Annotated in this window: 24 protein-coding genes; 8 read left to right on the forward strand and 16 right to left on the reverse strand. The window is 63.6% G+C overall.

Going from position 1 to position 26,179, the window contains the following annotated elements:
• Positions 1 to 274: 274 nt before the first annotated feature.
• The 3 genes from vasI to tssM are packed head-to-tail and all read left to right on the forward strand — an operon-like array spanning position 275 to position 5,897.
• Complete coding sequence (vasI, locus tag OO258_RS18215) at positions 275 to 829, forward strand: type VI secretion system-associated protein VasI (RefSeq protein WP_416309218.1); 555 nt, start codon at positions 275 to 277, stop codon at positions 827 to 829.
• Positions 817 to 2,274, forward strand: a complete 1,458-nt coding sequence (tssA, locus tag OO258_RS18220) for a type VI secretion system protein TssA (RefSeq protein ID WP_266031952.1) — start codon at positions 817 to 819, stop codon at positions 2,272 to 2,274. Before vasI ends, tssA begins: the two co-directional genes overlap by 13 nt.
• Positions 2,271 to 5,897 (forward strand): type VI secretion system membrane subunit TssM, encoded by a 3,627-nt coding sequence (gene tssM / locus OO258_RS18225; RefSeq protein WP_266031953.1) that lies wholly within the window; start codon positions 2,271 to 2,273, stop codon positions 5,895 to 5,897. The genes tssA and tssM overlap by 4 nt, the downstream gene beginning before the upstream one ends.
• Positions 5,898 to 5,906: 9 nt before the next feature.
• Here tssM and OO258_RS18230 read toward each other — a convergent pair whose 3' ends face one another.
• From OO258_RS18230 to OO258_RS18245, 4 genes are read right to left on the reverse strand one after another with little or no spacing between them, the layout of a single operon-like run.
• Entirely contained in the window at positions 5,907 to 7,580 is a 1,674-nt protein-coding gene (locus OO258_RS18230; RefSeq protein ID WP_266031954.1) for an FAD-dependent oxidoreductase, read from the reverse strand.
• A gap of 42 nt (positions 7,581 to 7,622) precedes the next feature.
• Positions 7,623 to 7,943, reverse strand: a complete 321-nt coding sequence (locus OO258_RS18235; RefSeq protein WP_266031955.1) for an NIPSNAP family protein — start codon at positions 7,941 to 7,943, stop codon at positions 7,623 to 7,625.
• Positions 7,928 to 9,661, reverse strand: coding sequence for an FAD-binding protein (locus OO258_RS18240; protein ID WP_266031956.1), 1,734 nt, complete (start codon positions 9,659 to 9,661; stop codon positions 7,928 to 7,930). Before OO258_RS18240 ends, OO258_RS18235 begins: the two co-directional genes overlap by 16 nt.
• A gap of 4 nt (positions 9,662 to 9,665) precedes the next feature.
• Positions 9,666 to 10,475 (reverse strand): shikimate dehydrogenase family protein, encoded by an 810-nt coding sequence (locus tag OO258_RS18245; RefSeq protein ID WP_266031957.1) that lies wholly within the window; start codon positions 10,473 to 10,475, stop codon positions 9,666 to 9,668.
• A 155-nt stretch (positions 10,476 to 10,630) separates the two neighbouring features.
• On the opposite strand from OO258_RS18245, the gene OO258_RS18250 reads away from it, so the two are divergent.
• Positions 10,631 to 11,401, forward strand: a complete 771-nt coding sequence (locus OO258_RS18250) for an IclR family transcriptional regulator (protein ID WP_266031958.1) — start codon at positions 10,631 to 10,633, stop codon at positions 11,399 to 11,401.
• Positions 11,402 to 11,468: 67 nt separating this feature from the next.
• Here the strand turns inward: OO258_RS18250 and OO258_RS18255 are convergent, their stop codons facing one another.
• Together OO258_RS18255 and OO258_RS18260 are read right to left on the reverse strand one after the other, a co-directional pair.
• Positions 11,469 to 13,322 (reverse strand): ABC transporter ATP-binding protein, encoded by a 1,854-nt coding sequence (locus OO258_RS18255; protein WP_266031959.1) that lies wholly within the window; start codon positions 13,320 to 13,322, stop codon positions 11,469 to 11,471.
• 170 nt (positions 13,323 to 13,492) lie between these two features.
• Complete coding sequence (locus tag OO258_RS18260) at positions 13,493 to 14,362, reverse strand: DMT family transporter (RefSeq protein WP_266031960.1); 870 nt, start codon at positions 14,360 to 14,362, stop codon at positions 13,493 to 13,495.
• Positions 14,363 to 14,483: 121 nt separating this feature from the next.
• Here OO258_RS18260 and OO258_RS18265 point away from each other — a divergent pair, with 121 nt between their 5' ends.
• The 4 genes from OO258_RS18265 to OO258_RS18280 all read left to right on the forward strand — a co-directional run bounded on the left by OO258_RS18265 (position 14,484) and on the right by OO258_RS18280 (position 17,892).
• A complete protein-coding gene (locus tag OO258_RS18265) occupies positions 14,484 to 15,866 on the forward strand; it encodes a PLP-dependent aminotransferase family protein (protein ID WP_266031961.1) in 1,383 nt (460 codons plus the stop codon).
• A 152-nt stretch (positions 15,867 to 16,018) separates the two neighbouring features.
• Complete coding sequence (locus tag OO258_RS18270) at positions 16,019 to 16,546, forward strand: DUF3455 domain-containing protein (protein ID WP_266031962.1); 528 nt, start codon at positions 16,019 to 16,021, stop codon at positions 16,544 to 16,546.
• A 105-nt stretch (positions 16,547 to 16,651) separates the two neighbouring features.
• A complete protein-coding gene (locus tag OO258_RS18275) occupies positions 16,652 to 17,200 on the forward strand; it encodes a sigma-70 family RNA polymerase sigma factor (RefSeq protein WP_266031963.1) in 549 nt (182 codons plus the stop codon).
• Positions 17,197 to 17,892 (forward strand): anti-sigma factor domain-containing protein, encoded by a 696-nt coding sequence (locus OO258_RS18280; RefSeq protein ID WP_266031964.1) that lies wholly within the window; start codon positions 17,197 to 17,199, stop codon positions 17,890 to 17,892. Before OO258_RS18275 ends, OO258_RS18280 begins: the two co-directional genes overlap by 4 nt.
• Positions 17,893 to 18,053: 161 nt before the next feature.
• Here the strand turns inward: OO258_RS18280 and gspD are convergent, their stop codons facing one another.
• From gspD to OO258_RS18330, 10 genes are all read right to left on the reverse strand, one after another.
• Entirely contained in the window at positions 18,054 to 20,288 is a 2,235-nt protein-coding gene (gene gspD, locus OO258_RS18285; RefSeq protein WP_266031965.1) for a type II secretion system secretin GspD, read from the reverse strand.
• Entirely contained in the window at positions 20,285 to 20,797 is a 513-nt protein-coding gene (locus OO258_RS18290; RefSeq protein WP_266031966.1) for a type II secretion system protein N, read from the reverse strand. Before OO258_RS18290 ends, gspD begins: the two co-directional genes overlap by 4 nt.
• Positions 20,794 to 21,408, reverse strand: a complete 615-nt coding sequence (gspM, locus tag OO258_RS18295; protein ID WP_266031967.1) for a type II secretion system protein GspM — start codon at positions 21,406 to 21,408, stop codon at positions 20,794 to 20,796. Before gspM ends, OO258_RS18290 begins: the two co-directional genes overlap by 4 nt.
• Positions 21,389 to 22,354, reverse strand: coding sequence for a PilN domain-containing protein (locus tag OO258_RS18300; RefSeq protein ID WP_266031968.1), 966 nt, complete (start codon positions 22,352 to 22,354; stop codon positions 21,389 to 21,391). Before OO258_RS18300 ends, gspM begins: the two co-directional genes overlap by 20 nt.
• A gap of 74 nt (positions 22,355 to 22,428) precedes the next feature.
• Complete coding sequence (locus tag OO258_RS18305) at positions 22,429 to 23,142, reverse strand: type II secretion system protein GspK (RefSeq protein ID WP_266031969.1); 714 nt, start codon at positions 23,140 to 23,142, stop codon at positions 22,429 to 22,431.
• Positions 23,139 to 23,747: a type II secretion system protein GspJ gene (locus OO258_RS18310; protein ID WP_266031970.1), complete on the reverse strand. Its 609-nt coding sequence runs from the start codon at positions 23,745 to 23,747 to the stop codon at positions 23,139 to 23,141. Before OO258_RS18310 ends, OO258_RS18305 begins: the two co-directional genes overlap by 4 nt.
• Positions 23,744 to 24,106 (reverse strand): prepilin-type N-terminal cleavage/methylation domain-containing protein, encoded by a 363-nt coding sequence (locus OO258_RS18315; protein WP_266031971.1) that lies wholly within the window; start codon positions 24,104 to 24,106, stop codon positions 23,744 to 23,746. Before OO258_RS18315 ends, OO258_RS18310 begins: the two co-directional genes overlap by 4 nt.
• Positions 24,103 to 24,543: a GspH/FimT family pseudopilin gene (locus tag OO258_RS18320; RefSeq protein WP_110743109.1), complete on the reverse strand. Its 441-nt coding sequence runs from the start codon at positions 24,541 to 24,543 to the stop codon at positions 24,103 to 24,105. The genes OO258_RS18315 and OO258_RS18320 overlap by 4 nt, the downstream gene beginning before the upstream one ends.
• A 2-nt stretch (positions 24,544 to 24,545) precedes the next feature.
• Positions 24,546 to 24,968 carry a type II secretion system major pseudopilin GspG gene (gene gspG / locus OO258_RS18325; protein ID WP_110743108.1) on the reverse strand — a complete coding sequence of 141 codons (423 nt, stop codon included), beginning with the start codon at positions 24,966 to 24,968 and terminating at the stop codon, positions 24,546 to 24,548.
• A gap of 10 nt (positions 24,969 to 24,978) precedes the next feature.
• On the reverse strand, positions 24,979 to 26,178 hold the full coding sequence (locus tag OO258_RS18330) for a type II secretion system F family protein (protein ID WP_266031972.1): 1,200 nt from the start codon (positions 26,176 to 26,178) through the stop codon (positions 24,979 to 24,981).
• Position 26,179: the final 1 nt, after the last annotated feature.

Below are 26,179 nucleotides of genomic sequence, written 5' to 3' on the forward strand. Positions count from 1 at the left end.
AGTCGAGCGGCAAGGTGTTAAAAAATATTTATTTGTAGGGTGGGTTTGCCATGTATTAGGCTTTGCGAAGTTTCATTTTGGCTGACGCTTCGAATGATATTGGCTGCGGTAAGTTAAACTTGTAGGAAAGTTCGACTTGTCACGTGGGATGTATGTGTTATTGCAAAGGAATGTAATTTCGATGACTGCCCGCTATTCCTGTGGTGCTCTCCTTTCGTTGATGTTTTGCTTGCCGCCGGCGTTGGCGAGCCCGGTTCGGGATTGCCCCCGAATCATGTCCAATGTGGCGCGCCTGGCATGTTTTGACGAGGCGGCCAACACACCTGCCCATGCAACACCGCGGCAGTGGTCAGCCCCGGAGCAAGATGCGCCCAGCGTGCTACGAGTGCTGGCAAACGAGAGCGCGCGAAAACCGGATGACCTCACCTTTCTCGCCAGTGCACGTGAGGCAGAGGGGCGGTTGCAAGGGCTGGTGATATCAGCACCAGCCATTGCGTCGACCGAACCGCGTGCATACCTGGCGATCAGTTGCATACAGAGCATCTCCAGGCTGCAGTTGATTACTGCACGCCCCCTGGATACGAGAAGGGTTCAGGTTCAGTTGCAAGGCATGGAAGTGTCCACGGCTGCAACACCCTGGCAGGTGATGGAGAACGGCCGGGTGCTCGACGCAGGGCGTGGGCTGCCAGCCATCGAGCAGATCAAGAAACTGCTTGGCACCCGGCGCATACAGCTGTTCAGCGACCACCCCGAGGTGGATGGCCTGATGTTCGACGCTCAGGGCCTGGACGTTCTGATCGGCAGGGTGCGTAGCGCATGTCGCTGGTAACGGGCGGGCTGGATGAGCAACTCGCCTGCTTGCTCACGCCGATCGATCCGGAAACTCCCGCTGGTCTGTTCGACATGGAGGATGAAACCTACCAGGCCATTGACCAGGAGATGGTCAAGCTGGGCGGCTTGCAGGAGGCTTCAATCGACTGGGCCTACATCGAGGAGGCGTCCTGTCAGTACCTGGGGCAGCACTGCAAGCATTTGCGTATCGTTGCGCATTTGAGTGCCGCGTGGTTGCGCAGTCGTTGCTGGGCGCGCTGGGGAATGACCTTGGCGTTACTGTCCGGGATGGTTGAGGGCTATTGGGAAACCGCTCATCCCAACCCTGGCCCCAAAGGCTTGCTCGGCAAGCGCAAGCTGGTTGCCCTCACGCTCAATCGCCTGATCGAGGCATTGCCGCACCTAGACCGTTTCACCTATTCCCCAGCTTGCACGGCGGCGGCCCAGGGCGCGTTGACACGTCTGGAACAGCAACTTGGGCAGGCCCGACTGGAGGGTGCTGCGCTGGGCGAATTGACGCGCTTGCTGAGCAAATACTCAAGCATGGCCAGTGGTATTGGCGAAGCTCCCGAGCCTGCCGCAAGCATCCAGACTGCGCCGCTGGCGGACGTCAGTACCAGGCCCGCGCCCTGTCTAGCGATCGGCAACGAACGGGAAACGCGGGGTACCGTACTGAGCATGGCCGAGCTCATCAATCAGCAGGATCCTTACGACCCGACGGGCTATCAGTTACGTCGTTTCGGCTTGTGGAGCCATATCCAGGCTGCCCCAGCCGCAAAACAGCGCAATTGCACAGGGCTGTTGGCGTTGCCGGCGGACGTGGTCGCCGGCTACGAAAGTGCCGCAGCTGGAGCCTCGCATGACATTGCTTTGTTGCATCGGCTCGAGAAAAGCATTACGGCCGCCCCTTACTGGATGCGCGGAAGTTACCTGGCGGCAGGTGTGGCGTCGCAGTTGGCAATGCCGGAGGTCAGCGAAGCCATTCGCAGTACCACCGCACGGTTTGTCCAGCGGCTGCCCTCGTTGCAGCAACTGTGTTTCAGCGATGGCACTGCGTTTGTCGACGATCAATGCCTGGCGTGGCTCAGGGGCAATCGGCCTACGGCTGAGCAGGGCGCGGCCTTCCAGGCGTTTCGGGGCTTGCGAGAGGACCTCAGCGCTGAACTGGAGGGCATGGGTGTCGAGCAGGCTCTGCTGAAGCTGCAAGGGATGCAGGCGGGGCTTCATTCACCGCGGGAGCGTTCTCGAACCACGCTTATCGCTGCTGACTTGTTGGCTGGGCAGGGCGTGTCCTGGTTGGCCCAGGACCTGTGCGCCGCCATAGCACGAACGATGCAGCGCACCACAGCGGATGCCTGGGAGCCCGAGCTGTTTCAGCGGCTTCAGCATTACACGATATCCACGGCATTGGCCGATCAGAACAAGGACGCGGATCCGCGATGAACCCAATTTGGAAACACCTCAAGCGCTGGGGTTCGCCCTTTGCCAACGGTATTGGCCTGGCACTGCCGCTGCTACTGGCGCTAGGTGCCGTGCTACTGCTGATTGCCATCTGGTGGTTTGGCCCGCACTGGGTCTGGCGAGAGCATCAACCCTTGGCCAACCGGGCTTATCGTATTGTGGCAAGTCTTGTGCTGGCGATGGCCATGCTGTCGTGCTGGTTGCTTGTGTTACGCACGCGTTTTCGCCGGCTTCAGGCGCAGTGCCAGCAAGCAGTGTCAGCCGAGCTGGATCGCACGTTGCCGTTTGTGCAGGCGCAAGAGAACGCGTTGAACCATGCGCTTGAACGCTATCTGGACCATGCTGGCGGGCGAAGGGCACTGTACCGAATGCCTTGGTATCTGGTGCTGGGCGGCGAACACGCGGGCAAGACCAGTTTGATTGATCGCACCGGGCAGAATTTCTGCTCGAACCGCATGGGCAGGGCCCTTGCTCTTGGTCGTAAGGATGATGCGCTTGCCTATCCTGTGGGCTGGTGGGGTGGCGATGACGCCGTGATGATCGACCCGCCTGGTAGCTTTATCAGCCAAGAAGTCTCGGCTGGCGCGCCTGCCGAGAACACCCTGAAATCCGACCAGGAAGTACCGCCCGGCACCCCGGCCAGATTGTGGCATCACCTGCTGGACTGGCTGCTGCGCAATCGCAGTCAAAGAGCACTCAATGGCGTGGTACTGGTCATTGACCTGCCGGTGCTGCTGCATGGAACGCCTGAAGACCGTGTTGCGCTGGCCCACGTTTTACGTACGCGTTTGTACGAGGTGAGTCGCCAACTGGGTTCGCGTCTGCCGCTTTATGTGGTGCTCTCCAAGTTTGACCTGCTGGATGGCTTCGATCAGCTCTACGGCAAACTCACGGCTCGCGGGCGGGAAAACCTACTGGGTTTCACGTTCACGCTGGATACGGTCGCCTCGTTCGATGCCTGGTTGGTCGAGTTTGGTGAACACTACGATAAATTGATCAGGATGCTGTTTGAGCAGGTGCTTGACCAGCTCCGTTGGCTGGATAACGGTCCGCCCAGTGCGCGTCTGTTTAGCTTGCATGCGCAGTTGGCTGGGTTGCAGCCGATACTGCTGGGTTTCCTCCGTGAGGCGCTGGCGAGTGACCGCTTCACCACACCTGCACTGGTGCGGGGTGTGTATTTCTCTTCGGTCGTCCAGCAGGGTGACATGCTCAATGCTTTCGTCCGTGAGGCGGCACAGCCCTACACGACAAAGCTACCCCTGTGGGAAGGCAAGGCACAGGGCAGGGCGTCGGCCGACTTCGTCCAGCAGGCATTCAAGCGCGTCATTTACCCGGAGGTCGGCGTTGCCGGGGACAACGCCAGGGTGGCGCGTACCAAACGCCAACTACTCTGGGTCGGTTCGGGTACGGGGGTGCTGGCATTCTGTGTGGTCGTTGCCAGTTGGCAGTACTACTTTGCCGTCAATGCCGCCAAGGCAACCTCGGTGCTTGCCAAGAGCCGCGAGTTCAGCCACTACGAAGTGGAGCAGCGAGTGGATCCGACCGGGCGCAATCTCTTGAAGCCATTGGACCAGATCCGTGATGCAGTATCGGTATTTGGTGACTATCGCGCCGCGTGGCCGGGTGTTGCTGATTTCGGGCTGTACCAGGGGCGTGCAATCGGCCCCCGTATCGATGAGGCATACCTGGACTTGCTCGCCAGGCACTTCCTGCCAGCATTGGCCAACGGTGTGATCGATGCCATGAACAGCGCCCCCCCGGGCAGTGAGCAGCAGATGGCTGCACTCAGGGTCTACAGAATGCTTGAAGATCGCCAGAACCGCCGGGTGGAGTGGGTCGAAGCGTGGATGGCCCGTCAGTGGCAACAGGCCTTCCCTGGGCAAGGCCAGCTGCAGCGCGACCTCATGCTGCACCTGCAATACGCACTGGCCTATGCCGATGCCGATTTGCCGCCATCCCGCCAAGCCGTCACCGATGTGCAGCAGGCATTACGCAAGGTGCCGTTGGCGCAGCGGGTGTATGCCGGGCTCAAGCAACAAGCTGAAGAGCAGCTGCAGGCTGGCCTGGACCTGCGTCATCAGGTGGGGCCAGCCTTCGATGTGGTGTATCAGCCATCCTCGGGGGCCAGGCAAGGCGATAGTGGCATCCTGTTGGCTCCGATGCTCACCGCCAAAGGTTACCGTGAATTCTTCGAACCGCGCAGTCAACGCCTCGCCGAAATGGCAATGATCGATCAATGGGCGCTGGGCGAACGCGCCCAGCTCGATTACTCGGCAGCCGACCGGGATGCCTTGGCCGAACGCTTGCGCAACCTCTACAGCGATGATTACATCGACAGCTGGCGGCGCGCCTTGAATGCCTTTACGGTTGCAGACTTCGGTGACCTGGACCACGGCGTGACCCTACTGGCGCACCTGACAGGGCCAGCGGCGCCGCTGCAGCGGTTGCTGGATACGGTGCGGGAAAATACCCAGCTGCTACCGGCGGTGGGCGCCGAAACCCCGGAGGGGGTAGCGGCTAAGCAATTGGCAAGGCGCAACGCCGACCACCCGCACGTGTTGGCTATCCAACGTGCGTTTGCCGGGCTGAATGCCATGTTGCAGCCAGCAGGGGAAAAACCGAGCTACTACGCTGAAACACTCGGTGCCTTGGCGGCTGTTCACGACTATGCCAAGGCGGTGCAGGATAGCCCGGACCGCGGCAAGGCTGCATTGCAAGCGGTGCATCATCGCTTTTCCCTCACGGGGCATGACCCGATTGGCACTCTGCAGCGGGTAGCCACCGGTTTGCCGGAACCGCTCAACCAGCAAGTGAGAAAGCTGGCGGACCAGACTGCGCAGGTATTGAATGTTGAAGCACTGCGCGAGCTGGAGCGTCGCTGGGACGCGGAGGTCTACAGTTTCTTCCAGCAACGTCTGGCAGGGCGTTATCCCTTTGTGGTGAAAGCGCCTGATGCTTCCCTGGAGGACTTTGAGGCGTTCTTCGGGCCAAAAGGGCGACTGCAACAGTTCCACGACCAGTACTTGAAGGTGTTTTTGACGGATAACCTCGAAGCCTTGCAGTCCGGCCAGCAGGGGCAGTCGCTGATCCGCAGCGATGTGATCGAGCAGTTGGCGGTGGCAGACCGCATTCGCGAAACCTTCTTCGATCACCGCGGTAGCCTGAGTGTGCAGTTCAGCATCGAGCCCTTGGGGCTAAGCGCCAATCAACGTACCAGCCTGCTGGACCTGGATGGCCAGTTGATTTCCTACACCCACGGCCCGGGCCAGATCATTGGGATCGTCTGGCCCAACACGCTGAGGCAGCACGTGCGTAGCAACCTGACCCTGCTAAGGCAGAATGGCAATAGCAGCAGCCTGGAATACCGGGGTCCCTGGTCGATGTTCCGCTTGCTCAGCCGTGGCTCGCTGAATGGGCGAACGGCGACCAGCGTCGACCTGAGCTTCAGGGCTGGCGATGGCATGATGCGCTACCGGCTGAATGCGGAAAAAGCCTTCAATCCCATAACCCAGCAACCATTCAAGGGTTTTCACTTGCCTCGGGGTTTGTTGCAACAGCCCGCCGGTGGGGGGCAGGTGGTGCTGTCGGCTGAGAGGTCATTGTAAAAAATGGGGTTACAGACCGCTCAACGATTTGCCAGCCAGGTAGCCGAATGTCATCCCCGGCCCCAAGGTGATACCGCCGCTCGGATAGTGCCCGCCCATCACGCTGTGCATGTCGTTGCCTACCGCATACAGCCCGGGGATCGGCTGTGCCGCGCGGTCCAGCACGCGGGCTGCAGCGTCTGTTGCCAGGCCGGCAAAGGTACCCAGGCTGCCCGGTAACAGCCTGACCGCGTAAAACGGCCCCTTCAGCAGTGGCCGTAGCGACGGATTGGGCCCATGCAACGGTTCGCCCTGGGCCCGGTTGTAGGCAGATACGCCACGCTGGAAAGCAGGGTCTAGGCCCTGGGCCGCATGTTGGTTGAATCGCGCCACTGTGCGTTGCAGCTGCGCATGATCAATGCCGCAGCGCTGCGCCAGTTGCGCCAGGCTGGCGCCCCTGTGCAGGTAGCCACTGCGTTGGTAGAAGCGGGCCGGGAAAGGGAAGGGCTTGGCCCAGCCAATGCCATAGCGGCGTTGCGCGGCATGGTCGCAGATCAGCCAGGCCTCCACAGGTTCACCCTGCGGCGTGGCGGCAAACAGTGCGTTCATGAAGTCGTGATAGCAGTCGGCTTCGTTGACGAAGCGCCGACCATTGCGGCGCACGGCGATGAACCCGGGTTTGGCGCGGTCGATCAGGTGCGGGAAGTGAGCAAAACTGCCATCGCGTCGCGGCACCCGTGATACCGGCGCCCAGGCACCACCCTGCGCCGCATCGGTGGAGACCCGTCCCCCGGCGTGTTCGCCAAGGCGCAGGCCATCACCGGTGTTTTCCTTGGGTGCCGCCGAGTAATGTTGGTCACCATCGGGTGCGTGCGGCATCAGTTGCGCGATGCGCTGGCGGTCATGGGGGAAACCACCGCAAGCCAGCACCACGCCACGGCGCGCATGGATCACGTGGCCATCGGCGAACTGGGCGCCGCTGACCCGGCCTTCGCCGAGCAGGCGAGTGGCTGGTTTGCCCGTCAGCAAGGTCACTCCAAGATCGAGGGCGCTGCGCAGCAGGCGTGCCACCAGCGCGTTGCCATTGACCAGCTGCTGGCTGCGACCGTGCAGCAGCAGGTCCCGTCCATGACGCAGCAGGCGCTTGCCGACATGCAGCGCCGCCTTGGGCGAGCGGGTGGCGTTGAAAAAGGCGGCCATGTCGGCGCCTCCAGCGATGCCCATGCCGGCCAGGCTGACGATGTCCAACGGTGGGCGCAAGGTGTGCAACCATGGCCCAAGCAGACGACCGTCGTAGGGCAGGGCGCACAGCGAACGGCCACCGCGTGCACTGCCGTCCCCTTCACGCATGTCGGGCATGCGGCTGCCGCTTTGGAATTGCACGGCAGTGTGCTGCTGGAAAAATGCCACCATTTCTGGGCCATGACGCAGGAACGCGCGCTGGCGCGGATCCAGCGCGCTGCTGTGGGTTTGCCCACGCAGGTAGCGCTCCGGGGCATCGTCAGCCTCAACGATGCCTTCGGCGATGGCCAGCGGGTTGCGCGGTATCCACAGCCAGCCCCCCGACCAGGCGCTGGTGCCACCCAGCTGGCTGGCTTTTTCCGCGACGATCACGCGCAGGCCATGATGCGCGGCGGTAACGGCGGCAGCCAGGCCAGAGGCACCGGAGCCAATGACGAGTACGTCACATTCGAGGGATTGCATGTCAGTGTTCCGCTAGGGGTGTTGAAAGAGACGGCGTATGGCTTACTGCAGCGGCGAAAAGCCGGTGGGCCGCAGCAGCCGGGATTGCAGGCGCAGTACCGCCCCCAGCTCGCGGTTGCGCCGCGAGAATTCCGTCCAGCGTGGGTCCGCTGCCATGGCAGCACGGCGTGCGATGCGCTCGTCGAGGCTGGTGTAGCCCCAGAGGTGCACCACCTGGTTGACGTCGCCGAACTCGGTAGTGAAAAAGCCCACCAGCTCGCCCAGGTGTTCGCGTTGCACCTCCAGGGCGTGGCTTTCGTAGAGGGCCAGCCAGTCGGCCATCTTCAGTGGGTCGAGGGTGTAGGTTCTCAGTTCGTAGTACATGCTGGGGTCTCCGTTTGGGTGGTCGGCGCCTGCAGGCGCGCGGTAATGTGGTTGGCAGCGAGCCAGCCGAAGGTGAGGGCAGGGCCCAGAGTGATGCCAGGGCCGGGGTAGGTGCCTTTCATCAGTGAGTTCATGTCGTTACCGACCGCGTACAGCCCGGGGATGGGCTGGCCGTTGCGGTTCAGTACATTGGCATTGGCGTTGGTAACCAGGCCGCGGGCCGAACCGAGGTCGCCGGTGTGGATGCGGATGGCGTAGAACGGGCCGCTGGCCAGTGGCGCCAGGCAGGGGTTCGGCGTGTGCAGCGGGTCGCCCATGTAGTGGTTGTAGCTGTTGCCACCTTTGCCGAACACACGGTCGATGCCATTGCCGGCATCACGGTTGAACTGCTCCAAGGTGTGCGCAAACACTTGCGGGTCGACGCCTATGGCCTGGGCCAGGGCCTGCGGGGTAGCGGCCTGGTACAAGTAGCCGGCATCGATCAACGCCTGGTTGTTTACCGGCTTGGGTCGCGCCAGGCCCAGCCCATAGCGGTTCATCGCTTCGGCATCGCAGACCAGCCAGCAGCTGGCAATGCCCTTGGCGAACATGGTTTGCACAAAATGGTGGTACGAGTCGGACTCGTTGACGAAGCGCCGCCCGGTTGGGTCTACCGCAATCACGCCCGGTTTGGCGCGGTCGGTGACCAGGTGCGGGAAGCGCTCGCGCTGGCCACTGGCATGGCGCAATTCGGAAACCGGTGCCCAGAAGAAATTGGCTGCCAAGCCTTCACCGGTCGCTGCTGCAACCGCCTGGCCAAGGCGCAGGGCGGCACCGTCGTTGCCAGGGGGGGACATGCTCAGGTGTGGCGCGCCCTGAGCCGGGCGATAGTCGGCGGCCAGCGCGCCGGCGGCGAACCCGCCCATGGCGCACACCACGCCGCCCCGGGCCAACACCCGCTCGCGGCGGCCTTCGCGCTCTACCAGCACGCCAGTGACCACACCCTGTTCGACGATCAGTTCTACGGCTTCGCTGTGCAACCACAAATGGGCGCCGCAGCCGAAAGCGCTGGTGGCAAGCCGGGCGATCAAGGCGTTGCCGGTGGTCAGCCGGGTGCCACGCGGGTGCTGCAGACGGTCTCGCGCATAGCGCGCCATCAGTTTCAGGCAATGCCACAGCGACCTGGGCGACTGGCGAATGCTAAGGAAGTGCTGAATGTCCACGCGGTTGACCATCATGCCGCCGAACAGCAGCATGCCGGGCGGAGGCATCTGCAGGTCCTTGAAGCGCGGGCCGAGGTGCTTGCCGTCGTATTCGACCATTTCCAGCGCCCGACCAAACTGGGTGGCGCCGGGAGCATCCGGGTAATAGTCCGGCGAGTGCGGGCGCAGGGCATAGCGCAGCTCGGTATGCTGCTCCAGCCAGCGCAGGGCCTTGTGGCCTTGGTCGATGAAGGCGTCCGCCAGGGCAGGGTCGTAACCAGCGCCGATCACGTGCTGGAGGTAGGTGCGCATGGCTTCGGCGGAGTCCTCGGCCCCGGCCGCGCGAGCCTGATCGGTGCCATACAGCCACACCGCGCCACCGGAAATAGCCGAGGTTCCACCAAAGTGCCCGGCTTTCTCCACCACCAGCACCTTCAGCCCGTGGCGGGCCGCCGTGGCGGCAGCGGCAAAGCCACCAGCGCCGCTGCCCAGTACAACCAGGTCAAAATTGTGTGGTGTAGGTTCATGAGTCGCCATGGCTTCAGATCTCCAGCGGCGTGACGCCCATGAAGGCGCCAAGGTGGCCCAGTTGGGCGAAGGCCATTTCCGGCCCGGTCTGGATTGCGCAACCGACCTGTCGGGCACGGTTCAACAGAGGGGTGATTTCTGGCGAGGTGACCACGTCGGCAACCAGCGTGTCGGGCTGCAGAGTGGCCAGCAGGGCGGCTGACACAGGCAGCTCTGCGCAGGTGCCCATGCCGACGGGAGACGCGTTGGCCACCAGGTCGAAGTCTTCCAGCCCACTCAACTGCGTACTTGTCGTCAGCCCTGGGAAGGCCTTGCCGAGCAGCTCGCACAGCGCACCCATGCGCGCGGTGCTGGGGTCGCTGAGGGTGATGCTGGTGATGCCGGCCTCACCCAGCGCATAGGCGATGGCACTGCCGACACCGCCGCAACCGATGACCAACGCCCGCTTGCCCGCCGGCGTGAAGCCGTGTTTGCGCGCGGCACCGATAAAGCCCGCGCCGTCCACGTTGTCGCCCATCAGGCGCCCGTCGCGCTCGCGGCGAATCACATTGACCGAGCCCAGTGCTGTTGCGCGTTCGCTCAGGCCGTCCAAGCGGCCGGCCAGGGCTTGCTTGTACGGTACGGTGACCACGCAACCGCGCAGGTTTTGCCAGCCGCGCAAAGCCCCGGCAAAGCTGTCCAGCGCTGCCTCATGCAAATCAATGGGCAGCATGGCGACGTTGCAGTTGTTGTTGGCGAACCAGGTATTGAAGTTTTCCGGGGACTTCACCTGGGCGATGGGCGAACCGACGATGGCAACCAGTTCACTGGAACCACGAATCATGCTGACCTCCTTATTGGCGTTGTTGTGGAGGCAAGCGTGAGGCAGGTGAGGTCAGGCGACAATGCGTTGATCGGGCGATTGATGCGATAATCGCAGCTATAATCCGGTTATCGCAGTAATCGACGTTTTTTGCTCCCAGCGTATGAGGCCAACGCATGCACACCCCCCCTGTTCATCCCCGTGACCTGATCGCCGGCTTGCAGAAGGGGCTGGCGCTGATGCAGTTGTTCAGCGCCGAGCAGACGCGCCTGAGCGTGCCGCAAGCGGCCAGGTTGTCCGGCCTCACACCCAGCGCCGCGCGGCGCTTTTTGCTGACTCTGGTGCACGAAGGCTTTGCCGAAACGGACAGCCGTGAGTACTGGCTGACGCCCAAGGCCTTGCGCCTTGGCCAGGCCTATGTGGACTCGGCTCAGTTGCCGCGCATGCTACGGCCGATCGTCGAGCAGGTGGCACGGCAGACCCAGGAACATGTGTCGGTAGGGACCCGCGATGGTGACGAGATCATTCACCTGGTGCGCAGCCGCTACAGCCATGTGGCGTCGTTGTCGATCAGGCCGGGCTCACGGGTGCCGATGTATTGCACGGCCGGTGGGCGGGTATGGCTGGCCTGGCTGGATGAGGGCGCGCGGGATGAATACTTTGCGCGTAATCCGCTGCGGGCGTTGACCCCTTATACGCAGACTGACCGAGACCCACTGGAGGCAGAGTTGCAGCGGGTGAAGGGGCAGGGGTTCTGCATTGTCGACCAGGAGTACGAAATCGGCATGCGGGTGCTGGGCGTGCCGTTGCTGGACCGAGCGGGTCAGCTGAAAGCGACGCTCACCATCACCACTCACGCTTCGCGGTTGAGCATGGATGAAATACGTTTGCGCTATCTGCCGGCATTGTATGAGGCGCAGGCGTTGTTGCGGCCGGTGCTGGACTGAGCTGGCCAAGCCCCGGTACCGCGTGCCCGCATTGCGGGCAAGCCCGCGCCCGCGCAGTGTCAACGCGCTATTCCACCTGCTCGGCGACGCCCTGGTCTTCACCCAGGAACCCGCCACTCTGGTGCTGCCATAAGCGCGCATAGGTACCCTTCCTTGCCAGCAGTTCGGCATGGGTGCCTTGCTCGATGATGTGCCCCTGGTCCATCACGATCAGCCGGTCCATGGCGGCGATCGTCGACAAACGGTGGGCGATGGCAATGACGGTCTTGCCTTGCATCATTTCATCCAGGCTTTCCTGAATGGCCACTTCCACTTCCGAGTCCAGTGCACTGGTGGCTTCGTCCAGCAACAGGATTGGCGCGTTCTTCAGCATCACCCGGGCAATGGCGATGCGCTGGCGTTGACCGCCCGACAGCTTGATGCCGCGCTCGCCCACCAGGGTGTCGTAACCGCTGTTGCCGTGGCGGTCGCTGAGTTGGCTGATGAAACCATCGGCCTGGGCATTGGCCGCCGCGGCGCGAATTTGCGTGTCGGTCGCGTCGGGGCGGCCGTAGGCAATGTTGTCACGAATCGAACGGTGCAGCAGTGAGGTGTCCTGGGTGACCATGCCGATGGCACTGCGCAGGCTGTCCTGGGTGACCTTGGCCACATTCTGCCCGTCGATGCGGATTTCACCCTTGTCCACGTCGTAGAAACGCAGCAGGAGGTTGATCAAGGTGGACTTGCCGGCGCCGGAGCGGCCGACCAAGCCGACTTTCTCGCCCGGGCGAATGTGCAGGCTCAGGTCATTCAGTACCTGGCGCTCGCCGTTGTAGTTGAAGCTGACCTTATCGAAGCTTACCGCGCCCCCCTTGGTCACAAGCTGTGCCGCATCTGGCGCATCTTTTACCTGGGGGCCGCGGGTGAGGGTGGCCATGCCGTCTTGCACGGTGCCGATGTTCTCGAACAGCGAGGTGATTTCCCACATGATCCAGTGCGACATACCGTTGATACGCAAAGCCATGGCGGTAATCGCTGCGACGGCCCCGGTACCGACCTGGCCCTGATGCCACAGCCACAGGGCATAGCCGCCGGCAGCCATGATCAGGCCCACCACCAGCGCCTGGTTGACGATTTCGAACTGGCTGACCAGGCGCATCTGGCGGAAACCGGTCTGCTTGAAATCCTCCATGGCAGCACGGGCAAAGTGCGCTTCGCGATTCGAGTGCGAGAACAGCTTCACCGTGGTGATGTTGGTGTAGGCGTCGGATACCCGCCCGGTCATCGACGAGCGGGCATTGGCCTGCTCCTGCCCGACCTTGCCCAGGCGGGGTACGAAGTACAGCATGGCCAGGCCGAACAGCACCACCCAGGCAATGAAGGGCAGCATCAACTTCAGGGCAAAGCCACCGGCCAAGGCAATGATCGCGATGAAGTACACGCCAATGCCAGGCAGGATTTCAATCAGGGTGAACAGCACATCGCGTACCGCCAGCGCTGTCTGCATCACCTTGGTGGTGACGCGGCCGGAAAATTCGTCAGAAAAAAACGAAAGGCTCTGGCGCAGCATCAACCGGTGAAAGTCCCAACGCAGCCGCAGCGGCAGGTTGATTGCCAGTACCTGGTGCTGGACCATGGTGCGCAGCGCCACCAGCCCGACGCTGACCAGCAGGACGATGCCGATGCCCCACAGCACGCGGGTTTCCTCCGGGCCAACGGTGCCCCCAGCCTGCCAGGCCGAGAGCAGGTCGACCACTTGACCGAGGAAGGCGAACAACCAGGCCTCATACACCGACACCCCGGCACTGAGCAGTGCCAGCGCCAGGATGTAGCCACGAGCGCCGCGGGTGCAGGCCCACATGAAGCGCAACAACCCCATGGGCGGCGGTGGCACCTCGTCGGGAGGGAAGGGGTCGAGCCAGCGCTCAAAGATACGAAGCATGCTTGTCTCCGGAAAATCAGGTTCTACTTGGCCGTGTCGTGAACAGATAGTAAATGACATGTATCGGGCAAGTATTGCTCGGCGTGTTGAAGCAGACGCCGTGTGACGGCGCGCCTATGCCGACGGATGACAAAAAAGGCGATTTCCGGTTCAGTTTTATTGCCGCCGGCTCAGCGGGCGTATTTCCTTGCACCGGCAACACAGATGACAGCGCCCAGCGTGACCACGAGCATCATCCAGCTCACCTGTTCGTGCAGCAGCAACGCGGCCAGGGCAAGCCCCATGAACGGCTGAACGAGTTGCAGTTGGCCCACCGCCGCAATGCCACCCTGCACAAGCCCTCGGTACCAGAATACAAAGCCGATCAGCATGCTGAACAGTGACACGTAGCCGAAGCTGAACCAGGCAGGGGCGGTTACCTTGGCGAGGGCATCGAGGGTTGGAAGGTTGGCGATGGTCAGCAGCAGCATTAGCGGCAACGCCACGATCAATGCCCAACTGATCACCTGCCAGCCACCCAGTGTCCGAGACAGACGCGCCCCTTCCGCATAGCCCAACCCGCAGGCAACCACCGCAGCCATCATCAGCACGTCCCCCAGTGCCGACGCTTCTCCGCCGTTCATCCACGCGTAGCCAGCGACCAGCCCGGCACCTGCCAGCGAGAACACCCAGAACAGTGGCCGAGGTTGCTCGCCGCCCCGCAGGACAGCAAACGCTGCGGTGCAGAGTGGCAGAAGCCCGACAAAGACAATGGAATGGGCTGAGGTGACGTGCTGAAGGGCCAGTGCCGTCAGTAGCGGAAAGCCGATAACCACGCCAAGTGCTGTGACCGCCAATGACGACAAATCCCCGCGCGCTGGCCGAGGTTGCCGGAGTACGATCAGGAAAAGCGCAGCCAAAAGGGCGGCGATGGTTGCCCTGGCGCAGGTCAGGAAGGTGGGTTCGAAGGCCGCCACTGCAACACGGGTTGCCGGCAGCGAACCCGCGAAAATGGCGACACCTATGAAGCCATTGATCCATCCGCTTGTTGATTTTTCCATGGGTATGTCCTCGCTAAGCCAGTGCTCAGTACATCACCGACAGGCTTACGCAGGCCATGTACAATCCAATACAGTTCAGCCGAACTGTTATGTATATGGAACCAGCACAGTTGGGGGTGTGATGAAAGGCAACGGAACGCGAATTCGATCGGTCATGGCTGAGATCCAGTCGCGGATAGCTTCTCGAACCTACACACCTGGCGCGAGGGTTCCCTCGGTTCGCGCCATGGCTCAGACCATGCAGGTTTCGGTTTCTACCGTTCTGGAGGCCTATGAAAGGTTGATGGCAGAGGGCGTGCTCAATTCTCGCCCGGGCTCGGGCTTTTACGTGGCCGGCCCGGTGGCGCCATTGATACTCACCGAACTCGGCCCCAGGCTCGATCGTGAAGTCGACCCCTTGTGGATCTCGCGCCAGTCGCTGGCAACCTCCAGCGACGCGTTGAAACCGGGATGCGGATGGCTACCGGCATCCTGGATGTACGAAACGGGCATGCGTAAAGCGCTGCGAACCATTGCCCGTGCGGACATGTTGGCACTGACCGAGTACGCGTCACCGCTTGGGCACCCGCCCCTCAGGCAGTTCTTGTCGCGAAGGCTGGCAGGCATCGGTATCGAAGCGCCGCTTGAACAGATCATGCTCACGGAGTCCGGCACCCACGCCATCGACCTGATCTGCCGTTTTCTGCTGGAGCCTGGGGATACCGTGCTGGTGGATGACCCGTGTTATTTCAATTTTCACGCACTGCTCAAAGCACACAGGGTGAACATCGTCGGCGTTCCCTTCACGGCGACCGGCCCGGACATCGATGCGTTCGGCGCTGCCCTGCTGGAGCATGCTCCCCGGTTGTATATCACCAATGCCGGCATCCATAACCCGACCGGGGCCGCCCTGTCTCCGGTTACGGCACACAGGCTGCTGAAGCTGGCCGACAGCTCCAGCCTGGTGATTGTAGAGGATGACATCTTCGGGGATTTCGAACATACGCCGGCTCCACGGCTGTCGGCCTTCGATGGGCTGTCTCGGGTCATCCAGATAGGCAGCTTTTCCAAGACGATTTCCGCTTCGATTCGATGCGGCTATATCGCTGCTCGCAGTGAATGGATCGAGAGCCTGGCCGATCTCAAGATTGCCACCACATTCGGGGGTGGTCGCCTGGCCGCCGACATCATCCATCAGGTGATCACTGATGGCGGGTACCGCAAACACATGGAAAGCGTCCGCCTCAGGCTGGCCGAGGCAATGGACAGCACGGTAGCGAGGCTTCGGGCCATGGGTATCCAGCCCTGGATAACCCCCCAGGCGGGCATGTATGTCTGGTGCCAACTCCCTCGAGGCAAGGATGCAGCAACCTTGGCCAGGGCTTGCGTGAAGGAGGGTGTGGTGCTGGCGCCTGGGAATGCGTTCAGCCAGTCCATGGCTGCGGGTGATTTCGTGCGCTTCAACGTTGCCCAATCGGCCGATGCCAAAATTTACGAAGTGTTGAAACGGGCGCTGGGTGCTTAGACGCAACCCTCTTGGACACCCTCCGGAATGGGCCGAGCGGATGGCCATCGCAGAATTTTTTCTAATGGGTGCATCCAGTACGTCGGTTGGCGGGTATTGAGAGTGGGTAGCCTGTGACTGCCCAGCCCAATGACTTTTCAGGAGCTCTGCGCATGAACCTAAAACTCTCAGCTTGCCTGCTCGCCTGCAGCATCGCCCTGGCGCTGCAGCCTGCCCACGCCCAGTCCGCGCTGCCAGAGGCAGTCAAGGTCCCTGATGGCCATCGCGTCATGCTCGAGACCGTTGGCGCTGGCGAGATTACCTATGAGTGCCGCGACAAGGCCAACGCCCCTGGGCAGACTGAATGGACGTTTGTCGGCCCCAAGGCAGTACTCAATGATCGCGCCGGCAAGCAGGTGGGTGATTACTTTGGCCCACCCGCCACCTGGCAGGCGAAAGATGGCTCGAAAGTCACCGGCACCCAGGTGGCGGTGGCACCCGCAGGCACAGGCGCCATACCCTATCAACTGGTCAAGGCGAACCCCGCAGAGGGCAAGGGCGCGATGCAGGGGGTCAGCTATATTCAGCGCCTGGCCACTCGCGGCGGCGTGGCCCCAACAAGCGACTGCACAGCGCAGAACAAGGGGGCCAGGCAGGTCGTCCAGTACCAGGCCGACTATGTGTTCTGGACCACCAGGTAAAGCGCATTCGGGCAGACGTCTTGCAATCGTTCATCTACGCTCATCGGCAAGCCCCCCCGGCTGGATGGCCGGGGTACCTGGCATGACACAAGGAAGCCGCACACGTTGAATTCGCCCGTCGCCCCCTTCGACTTCCATCGCTGCCTGCTGGCCTGTGCACAGGGTGACCGGCGGGCCCTGCAGGCGCTCTACGATCATGAGGGCGCGCGCCTGCTGGGGGTTGCCCGGCGCATCGCGCGTGATGACGCCACCGCAGAAGACATTGTCCACGATGCGATGATTCGCATATGGACCCGCGCTGCCAGCTACGACCCGGCGCGCGGCTCGGCGCGAGGCTGGATCTACAGCATCACGCGCCACCTGGCGCTGAATACCATCCGCGACACTCGCCGCGAAACCGTGCTGGATGACGCCGACATCGACACCGCGCCAGCACCGCACGGGGCGTTCGATGACATTGACCTCTGGTCGGGTTCGGCGAAAATCTACCGTTGCCTCGAACAATTGCAACCCGCACCACAGCGTTGCATCCTGCACGCCTATGTGGACGGCTGCAGCCACGCCGAAATCGCTGGGCTGCTGGGCGCGCCATTGGGCACCGTCAAGGCCTGGATCAAGCGCAGCCTGAAGGCGCTGCGGGAGTGCCTGGAATGAAGCCGGATACTGCCGAAGCACTGGACACCCTGGCTGGCGAGTTCGTACTGGGGTCATTGTCGCCGGAGCAACACGCCGCAGTAACCGAACGCCTGCGCACCGACCTTTCATTGCGCGCCGCGGTGGATGCCTGGGAGGCACGCTTGCTGGAGCTGACCGCACTGGCAGCGCCGCAGCCACCGAGCGCCCGCCTATGGGGCCGAATCCAGCGCAGCCTGAATGAACTGGCTGCACAACAGCTGCAGCCGGGCAAGTGGTGGCAGCGCCTCGGCCTGTGGCAAGGGTTAAGTGCTGCGGGGTTGGCTGCAAGCGTGTTGCTGGCGTTTACCTTGCTAACCGCCCCCCCGCCAGCCACTCAATTCGTGGTGGTGCTGGTGGCGCCGAGCAGCCAGGCGCCCGGCTGGGTGGTGCAGACCAGCGATAGCCGCACGATCGAGTTGATCCCGCTTGGCAAGGATGCCGTCCCCGAAGGCATGGCCTTGCAGTTCTGGACCAAGGGCGAGCAGTGGGGTGCACCGGTTTCGCTAGGCCTGGTCAACCCTGGTGAACCCTACCGTGTTCCGCTTCAGAGCCTGCCACCGCTGGAGGCCAACCAGTTGTTCGAGCTGACGCTTGAGAAATCTGGCGGTTCACCTACCGGACGGCCGACGGGGCCGGTGAAATTCATTGGCCGTGCGGTAAAAGTGATATGAGCGGGATGTCCACGATCTGCCGAAGCAGAGGCGGCTGATCATGTTCAGCGGCGCTCTTGCCCCGAGGAGGAGGGTGCCTGCCAAGGGGGAGCGAAACACAATACGTCGGATCGGCAGCGAAGACCCGCTGAGCGTCAACGTCGGCTCTGGCAGTTGCACTATCATGAACCGGTCACCTGGGCCTTCAGCAGTTGCATCTGCTGACGGTAATCGGCTGTGACCTGGCGCGCTTGCTCCGGGTTGTTGACGACCTTCGGGGTGATCAGCACGATCAGCTCAGTGCGGTCACGGCTCTTGGAGCTGCTGCCAAACAGCCAGCCCAGGCCGGGAATGCGCGACAGCCCCGGGACGCGGGTGTCCGACTGAGTGTTGTCCTGCTTGATCAGGCCGCCGAGCAGCACTGTCTGGCCGCTCTGCACCGCCACCTGGGTCGACACCGCGCGGCTGGAGATGCGCGGGTTGGGCTGGGTGGTGGTCACCGCGCTGTCATCGGCGTCGCTTACCTGTTGCTGGATGTCCATGTACACCAGCCCGCCGGGGTTGATTCGTGGCACCACGTCGAGAATGACCCCGGTCTGCACGTACTCGACGCTGCTCAGGGTGGTGTCGGAGTTGCTGGTGTTAACGGTGGTCTGGCTGATCGGGATGTTGTCGCCGACCTGGATCTGCGCCTGCTGGTTGTTCAGCACCACCAGCGATGGTGCCGACAGCACTTGAGTCAGGCCACGGGTCTCCAGGGCCCGCAGGGCCACTTGAAGGTTGCTGCTGACGAACGAGTAGAACATCGAACTGCTGCCCAGTGCCACGCCACCCGCGCCCAGCGCACCCTGGCTGCCGCTTTCGTTGGCCACGGTGGTGCTGGACGAGTTGCCAGCCAGGCGGCCTAAATACCACTGCACACCCTGGTCGAGATCCCCCGTGAGCTTGACCTCGAGGATGCGGGTTTCTATCTGCACCTGCATGGGGGGGCTGTCCAGGCGCTTGATCGCGGCTTCGATCTCTTTCCACTGGGCAGGGCGGGTACGCACCAGCAGTTGGTTGCTGCTTTTCTGCGCGGTGATACGCACGGTTTCTTCCAGGCGCTTGGCACCGTTTTCGCCCGCTTCGGCGGCAACGTTGCCGGTCTCGCTGTCGCCGCCCTGTTCCGCGGGCTCGTCATAGGCTTCGCTCTGTTCGTCATCGGCCTGGCTCACTCGGGCGCTCATGCCGCTACCGTTCAGGCCTTGGGTGCCAGTACCGTTCAGCGAGGTCAAGCTGGTGGTCTTCAGACCTGGGGCGACCTTGGCCGGCGTATCGTCGCTGACCTTTCCCGAGCCGTAGATCTGGCGCAGGTAGCGCGCCAGGTCGGCGGCTTTCATGTTCCGCACGTCGTAAACGAAGAGTTGCGGCTCGTTGCCGCCCCCTTCGTCGATGGTGCGGATCCAGTCGCCGACCTCCTGCAGGTATTGCGGCTGCGAGGAGATGGCGACGATCGAGTTGGTACGTTCGTTGGGCATGAACTTGACCATGTCGGACAACGGCATGCCGCTGTCCGGGCCGAACAGCTTCTGCAACTGCGGCATCAGTTCGGCCACCGAGGCGCGTTGCAGGCCGTACACGCCTATCGACATGCCTTTGAGCCAGTCGACGTCGAAGGTGTCGATGGTGTCCTGATAGTTGGCCAACTCCTCCGGGGTGCCGGCCAAGCTGATGACGTTGCGTGCCGGGTCCACCAGCAGGAAGGCATTGTCGCGCACGAACGGCTGCAGCAGCTTCTGCATTTCGTTGGCACCGATGTAACGCAAGGTGAACAGGCGTGCAGCGAGGCCTACGGGTGGCTGCGCCACAGCGGCTTCCGGGACCAGCTTGCCGGCAACGGCCTTGTCGGCGGGCAGGATCACGTAGCGCTCGCCCTGGCGGATCATGGCGTTGTCCGTCCAGGACAGCAGGGTCTCCAGAATCGAAAGCGCCTGCTGCTTGTTCACCGGTTTAGAGGTGGAGAAGCTGACGCTGCCTTTCACGCCCTGGCTGATGCTGTAGTTCTCATGCAGCAGGTCGCCCATCACGCTGTTGATCACCGCCTCGATCGGCTGATCGGTGAAGTTGAAGACGATATCGCCTTGGTCGTTGCCAGCGGTCGCGGCCGGCCGGCTCGCAGCACGGGTGAAGCGCTGGTTGCCCTGGATGATCTGCCGACTCGGTGCAGCGCTCGCTGCTGGTGCTGGAGGCGTATCATTCGGTTGGCTCGCCGGGGCCGGGGCACCGGCACCTTCAAGTGCTTGCTGCAGCAGAGCAGGGTCACTGTGCAGGTCTTGCCCGGGCAGAGCGCAGCCCGCGAGGCTGATGGCGACACCCAGTCCGAGCAAAGGCGCCCGCAGTGTGAGGTGGGGGAACAGGGAAGATAGCGGCATGGTCATGGTGTCGTCGTACGCGGAAGAGTGAGGGCGGGTGCGGTGGAGGGGGCAGGCAGACGCAGCAGGGGCATGTTGAGCGTATGGGTCTGCCCGGCACGGGTGAACGTTGCATGGGTGGCGCCGAGCTGGCTCAAGGTCCAGCCACTGGCGAGTGTGCCGCCCAAGGCGACCTTGGTGGCCGGTCTACTGCCGTCGCGCACATAGGCGAAACGGCGTTCGCCGTCCAGCAGCACGCCGCTCAGGGTCATCCCCGCCAGTGCCGGCGCCTGGGCTTGCGAGCCGTGGGCATCCGGCTGGCGGCCTGGGCTGAACAGCGGATGCAGCCACACCGCGGCCAACTGCGCCTTGGCGGGTTCGGCCGGGCGCACGGGCGGAGGGCTGGGGGCGGCGCTGGCGCGTGCGTGGGCTTCGAGCCAACGCGGTTGGGCGGGAGTCATGAATACCCAAGCCGCGCTGGCCAGCACCATCACGTTGGCGGTCAGCAGTGTCAGTCGCAGGGTCTGTGCCTTCATGGCTGTGCTCCTGGACTGGCAGCATGGAAATAGCCGCGAATCAGCAAATGCACTTCCAGGCGCCCGGCCGGGCCTTGAGCTGGAGCCCCCGTGCTGCGGCGGATGCTCAACTGGTCGATGAACAGGCTGGGCTGGCCGTACTCCAAGGCATGCATCAGTGCAGCCAGCGGTTCGATGGCGCAGGCCAGGGTCAAGCTGACCTTGAGCGGGCGGTACGGCTCGGGCCGGCCATCTTCGCTGTTCGCAGGAGCGATCGGCATGCGCTGGGTCACCTCGCAGCCGGCACCGTTCGAGGCCTGGCGGCGTACCTGTTCGACGGCGTGTTGCATGAGGTCGGCGGCCACGGCATTGGGGTCGTCACCGGGCAGCAGGCTGTCGCGCTGCGCCGGGTCGTTGCGCGCCTGTCGCAGTCGCGCTTCCAGCTGCGGCTGTTGCAGCATCAGGCTGGCGTAGCGGCGTTGGTGTTCACGCAAGGTTTGCGCCTGCTCATCAAGATCACGCAGCGGCGCCAGCAACAGGCTGTCGACGAACAGGGACCAACCGGCCCAGAGCAGCAGGCCGAGCAAGCCTAGCGCAACGATCTTGCGTTCCCTAGGGTTGAGCGGGCGCATGGGGCACCTCCCGCTTGAGCCGGGCGCTGATCGAAAACCGCTCCTGGCCGGTGGCCTTGTCTGGTTGGATAACTCCCTGGAACTGGGCATGTTCCAGGGTCTGGCAGGTCTTGAGCTGGGCGATTATCGCGCTGCTGCGCGCACTCTGGCCGGAGAACGTCACCTCGCCAGCATCGTGGACCTCCAGTTGCTCGATCCAGGTTTCATTGCCCAGGCAATCGGTGAGGTCAGCCAGCAGCGCGCTCACGGTGGGCTGGCCAGCCTTGCGGCTGGCCAGGTACGAAGCGGCGCCGACGCTGCTGTCGAGGGCCTGGCGCAGTTGTTCGATGTGCTGCACGGCCATGCGTTGGCGGGTGACTTGCTGCTGCATGGTCGTCACCAGGCTCTGGCGCTGCGCGATGAACACAGCAATCAGCAGCAGGCAGCAGGCCGCCAGGCCCAGCCACAAGGCTTGATCGAGGCGGGACGGGCGGGGCAGGCCGGCGTCGCTGCCGGCGGGCAGCAGGTCAACGGCCAGGCGCTGGCCATCGCTACCCTGAACGTCAATGGCCAGCAACGGCAGGCTACGTTCACGGCACGCGGCAAGCAGGATATCGAGACGCTGGCGAGCGATGGCCACCAGCTCGACCTCGGCGTTCGGTGGCTGCTGGCGCACCACTCGGGCAACGAAATACACCTGCTCGGCGGTGTACGGGGTGTATTTGTCGATCTCGTAGGTCAGCACTTCCCTGAGGTTGCGGGTGGCTGCCTGCGGCAGGCAGATGCGCTGCGCCAGCACTTGCCCGGTGTTCAGCACCAGCACGGTGGGGCAACCGGGCTGTAGGTCCATGGGCAAGGGCCAGCCGAGTACCTGCGGGGCACTGCGCTGCCCGAGGCGTTCGGCCAGCGCAGCCGGCAACAGGCCTGTCAGTTCTGCGCGCCAGGCCAGCAGCCAGCGCCTGGCCATGCTGTGCCGCCACGATTCATCGCAGGCCTGCCGATAGGCAGCGAGGGCTGCCGCACAGCGTTTCGCCAAGGGCATCACTCTTGCCACCGCAGGACGCGATAGGGTTTGCCGCCGGTGTGGGCCGGCAGCAGGATAAAGGTGGCCTGCACGCGTGCGGCAAAGCCACCTGCCAGGGTCGCCTCGCTGCTGGCGCTGAGGATCTGCCCGGCGTCGGCGACTACGCTGTTGCCCGGCCTCAGGCCAAGGGCGCGGGCCAGCTTCGGCTCGATCAGGTTCGGGTCGGGCTCGGCATTGCCCGACCACACGGTTATCGACGGCAGCATGTGCGCGTATAGCGCGTAGCTCATGCCGGGCAGTTGACGAAATTCTTCGAGCATTCGCAGGGGTACCTCGTTGCGCCTCGTCCTTAAAGCGTGGGTGATGGTTTTGGCTTGTTCGGCGCTGGCGCCACTTGCGCGCAGCAGCCGTTCGATCGGTGCGGGCGGGGCCGCGTTGAGGTCGAGCTTGCCGCGCTCGCTGGTCACCCTGATGCGCAGTGTGCTGCCGGCAAAGTGCTCGACATGCAGCTGGCCATCGGGTTGCCAGCGCTGAGTATCACGGCTCAGCAGGTTGACCACGGCCAGCTCCAGGCCAGCCTGGGCGGCCAGCGCCGCCTGGGCCTGTCGGCTTTGCCAGAGGGCCTGCCGCTGTTGCAGGTGCACCGCGACGGCCAGGCCACCGAGCAGTAAACTCAGCAGCCCGATCACCCACAACGCCAGTAGCAGTGCGGCACCGCGCTGGCGCTTCACGGCCGACCTCCGTCGCCGGACAGGTCCAGCAGCAGGTTCACCTGCAACGTTGGCCAGGCCTGCTGGCCGCCGTGCAGACGGAGGTCGACCCGCACCGCCTGCGGCACCCGCTCTGGCCAGGGCCATTGCGCTAGCCAGCCGGTCGGCTTGCCCAGCGGGGTGTGGCCGCGGTACTGCAGGGACAGCGCTTCGACGCCATCTAGCAGCCGCTGTGGCTCGCCCCAGGGCTGCAACTGTCGGCCATCGAGCCTGGCCAGCTGCACTTCGAGACGATGGCCGTGCACCCGCAGGCGCTGGCGGTAAAGCCCACCGCCCACCGAACTTGGCAGCGGCGCATAGAACAGCACACTGTCGCCAGCGCCTTCGAAAGTGCTGGTGTGGCGGCCTTCGGCCGTGCGCCCGGTCAGCGGTAGCACTTGGCTCAGGGACTGGCGCAAGAAGCGCTGCGTGGCGCGGCGTTCGTCCAGGTTGTCGCTGTAGCGCTGAGCCGTGGTCACGGCGCGGCTGGAAGCCACCAAGGCACTGCCGACCAGGCCCAGTAGCAGGCCCAGCAAGCTGATCGCCACCAACACCTCCAGCAACGTGAAGCCGCCCTGGCGCTTCATTTGGGGCCCTCTGAGGTGCGGGCGCGCAAGGTACTGTAGTGCGAGGCATAGCGGCCTTCGCCCACGGTCAGGTCGAGCCGGTACAGGGTGACCCGGCCTGGCGGAACAGCTGCCAGGCTCACATCCACTGTCCAAGGCAGGCCGTGCCAACGGCCGCGCTGCTGGCCCGGTTCGAGCGTGCCGAGGTCGATGTCATCGATCAGCGAGCGTGCGGCACTGTGTTGCCGGTCGGCGCGCGCCACTTGTTGCAGCGAGCGGCCACTCTGGGCAAAGGCGCCAAGCAGGACCGACGCGGCGATGACCAGTAGGGCGATGGCAGCGAGCATTTCCAGCAGGGTGAACCCGCGTTGTCGGTTCATGGCAGGGACTTCAGCGTCACGCGACCGGTCAGCCAGCCGACATCGATACGCCAGTGCCGCTCGCCCCGGGCAATTTGGATGTTACCGCCACTGGCTGCGCCATCGGGGTAGAACTCAAAGGCGGCGCCGAGGCCTTCTGCGGTGTGCAGGCGCACGCTGAAATCTTCAGGCCAACGGGCGGGCGCATGCCCGGCGCTGTGTACCTCGCGCCGCTGCAGGTCGAAGCCGGCACGCACCGGCTGGCCGCTGCCGATAGCCTGCATGCGCGCACTGCGCAGGGCGCTGACCATGTTGGCCAGCGCCGTTCGCTCCTGGGCGCTGTGCAGGCCGCGGCTGATGCCGATTGCCAGCAATGGGGTGGCTACGCCAATCAGTACGATCACCAGCAACAGTTCGAACAGCGTGAAACCACGCTGGTGGTGCAGCGGCGCGGCCATGGTTACTGCCAGTTGCCCAGGTCGGCCTTGTAGCCTTCGCCACCGGGAGCGCCGTCCTGGCCAAGGAAGATCAGGTCAAAGCTGCCGTGTTGGCCCGGATAGCGATAGGCGAAGGCATGCCCGAACGGGTCGAGCAGATCGGACGGCTTGGCGTAGGGGCCGGCCCATTGGCTGGCGTTGGCCGGTTTGTGCAGCAACTGCTCCAGGTTGGCCGGCGGCGCACCGACGTCCAGCGCGTAGCTGTCTACCTTCATGCTCAGGCTCGCCAGTTGCGCCTTGCCGGCACCGTACTTGCCCTTGTCGACGTTGCCGCCGACCTGGCGCACGACGATGGTCGCGACGATACCCAGCAGCACGATGACCGCGAGCATTTCGAGCAGGGTGAAGCCCGCCTGACGGGCGGTGGTACGGGTACGGGAGCGCATGGGTGGTTTCCTAGATTGTGCTGGTGAGGCTCATGAGCGGCAGCATGATGGCGAGCATGATCGCTGCTACCAGCACCGCCATGACGATGGTCAGGGTCGGTACCAGTGCAGCCAGCAGGCGGTCGATGGTGCGTTTGCTTTCTATGTCGTAGACATCGGCAACCTTGAGCAACATGGCGCCGAGGCTGGCGGACTGCTCGCCAACCTCGATCATCTGCAGGGCCAAGTCTGGCAACAGTGGGGCGGCGGACAGTGCGTGGGGCAGGCTGCAGCCCTGGCGGACTGCCTCGGCGACCTGCCCAACGTGATCGCGCAGCGCATGGTTGGCACTGACGTCGCGGCTGATCGACAGTGCTGCCAGCAGGGTGACGCTGTTGCTCAGCAAAGTGCCAAGGGTGCGTGCCAGGCGCGCGGTTTCGAGCTTTTGCAGCAGCGGGCCGAACAGGCGACTGCACCATAACCAGCGGTCCTGGGCGATGCGCCGTTGTCCGTTGCGGCGCATCGCCAGCAGTGCCCAGAAGGCGGCGGTCAAGGTGCCCAGGCTGGTCAGCCCCCAGGCGTTGACGAAGTCGCCCAACGCCAGAATCGCCCGGGTCACCCAGGGGATCGGTACGCCGAGGTCCTGGAAGATCGGCACGAACTGCGGCACCACATAGGCCAGCAGCAATCCTAGCGAACCGATCACGCCAATCACCAGGAACGCGGGATAGATCAGGGCATTGAGCACTTCGGCGCGCAGTGTGTGGCTGCGCTCCAGGTAATTGGCCAGTTGTGTCAGGGTGACGTCCAGGACACCGCCCGCTTCACCTGCACGCACCAGGCTGGTATAGAAGGGCGTGAAGGTAGCCGGGTGTTCTTCCAGCGCCAGGGACAGCGGCTCGCCGGCCTTGACTTGGTCACGCACGCGTTCGATCAGGGCCTTTGCAGCTGGCTTGCGCAGGTTCTTCAACAGGGTAGCGAGGGCTTTGTCCAACGGCTGGCCGGCGCTGATCAGGGTGGTGAGCTGCTGGGTGAAGCTGATCAGTTCTGCAGGCTTGAGCACGCTGCTTCGCGTGCCGGTGCGCAGCAGCCGATTGGCTGGCTTGAGGCTGAGTACGAGCAGGCCGCGTTGATGCAACTGGCGCGCAGCCAGGGCTTGGTCGGCGGCCTGCACTTCACCTCGTTGCTTGCGGCCTTCACTGTCCAGCGCGCTGTAGGCATAGACCGGCATG

This window comes from Pseudomonas sp. DCB_BI, assembly GCF_026240995.1.
GTDB lineage: Bacteria > Pseudomonadota > Gammaproteobacteria > Pseudomonadales > Pseudomonadaceae > Aquipseudomonas.

What these genes read in the sequence shown, in the direction of transcription:
- vasI (WP_416309218.1), top strand. Translation starts at nt 275, where the DNA reads ATGTCCAATGTGGCGCGCCTGGCATGTTTTGACGAGGCGGCCAACACA.
- tssA (WP_266031952.1), top strand. Translation starts at nt 817, where the DNA reads ATGTCGCTGGTAACGGGCGGGCTGGATGAGCAACTCGCCTGCTTGCTC.
- tssM (WP_266031953.1), top strand. Translation starts at nt 2,271, where the DNA reads ATGAACCCAATTTGGAAACACCTCAAGCGCTGGGGTTCGCCCTTTGCC.
- OO258_RS18230 (WP_266031954.1), bottom strand. Translation starts at nt 7,580, where the DNA reads ATGCAATCCCTCGAATGTGACGTACTCGTCATTGGCTCCGGTGCCTCT.
- OO258_RS18235 (WP_266031955.1), bottom strand. Translation starts at nt 7,943, where the DNA reads ATGTACTACGAACTGAGAACCTACACCCTCGACCCACTGAAGATGGCC.
- OO258_RS18240 (WP_266031956.1), bottom strand. Translation starts at nt 9,661, where the DNA reads ATGGCGACTCATGAACCTACACCACACAATTTTGACCTGGTTGTACTG.
- OO258_RS18245 (WP_266031957.1), bottom strand. Translation starts at nt 10,475, where the DNA reads ATGATTCGTGGTTCCAGTGAACTGGTTGCCATCGTCGGTTCGCCCATC.
- OO258_RS18250 (WP_266031958.1), top strand. Translation starts at nt 10,631, where the DNA reads ATGCACACCCCCCCTGTTCATCCCCGTGACCTGATCGCCGGCTTGCAG.
- OO258_RS18255 (WP_266031959.1), bottom strand. Translation starts at nt 13,322, where the DNA reads ATGCTTCGTATCTTTGAGCGCTGGCTCGACCCCTTCCCTCCCGACGAG.
- OO258_RS18260 (WP_266031960.1), bottom strand. Translation starts at nt 14,362, where the DNA reads ATGGAAAAATCAACAAGCGGATGGATCAATGGCTTCATAGGTGTCGCC.
- OO258_RS18265 (WP_266031961.1), top strand. Translation starts at nt 14,484, where the DNA reads ATGAAAGGCAACGGAACGCGAATTCGATCGGTCATGGCTGAGATCCAG.
- OO258_RS18270 (WP_266031962.1), top strand. Translation starts at nt 16,019, where the DNA reads ATGAACCTAAAACTCTCAGCTTGCCTGCTCGCCTGCAGCATCGCCCTG.
- OO258_RS18280 (WP_266031964.1), top strand. Translation starts at nt 17,197, where the DNA reads ATGAAGCCGGATACTGCCGAAGCACTGGACACCCTGGCTGGCGAGTTC.
- gspD (WP_266031965.1), bottom strand. Translation starts at nt 20,288, where the DNA reads ATGACCATGCCGCTATCTTCCCTGTTCCCCCACCTCACACTGCGGGCG.
- OO258_RS18290 (WP_266031966.1), bottom strand. Translation starts at nt 20,797, where the DNA reads ATGAAGGCACAGACCCTGCGACTGACACTGCTGACCGCCAACGTGATG.
- gspM (WP_266031967.1), bottom strand. Translation starts at nt 21,408, where the DNA reads ATGCGCCCGCTCAACCCTAGGGAACGCAAGATCGTTGCGCTAGGCTTG.
- OO258_RS18300 (WP_266031968.1), bottom strand. Translation starts at nt 22,354, where the DNA reads ATGGCCAGGCGCTGGCTGCTGGCCTGGCGCGCAGAACTGACAGGCCTG.
- OO258_RS18310 (WP_266031970.1), bottom strand. Translation starts at nt 23,747, where the DNA reads ATGAAGCGCCAGGGCGGCTTCACGTTGCTGGAGGTGTTGGTGGCGATC.
- OO258_RS18315 (WP_266031971.1), bottom strand. Translation starts at nt 24,106, where the DNA reads ATGAACCGACAACGCGGGTTCACCCTGCTGGAAATGCTCGCTGCCATC.
- OO258_RS18320 (WP_110743109.1), bottom strand. Translation starts at nt 24,543, where the DNA reads ATGGCCGCGCCGCTGCACCACCAGCGTGGTTTCACGCTGTTCGAACTG.
- gspG (WP_110743108.1), bottom strand. Translation starts at nt 24,968, where the DNA reads ATGCGCTCCCGTACCCGTACCACCGCCCGTCAGGCGGGCTTCACCCTG.
- OO258_RS18330 (WP_266031972.1), bottom strand. Translation starts at nt 26,178, where the DNA reads ATGCCGGTCTATGCCTACAGCGCGCTGGACAGTGAAGGCCGCAAGCAA.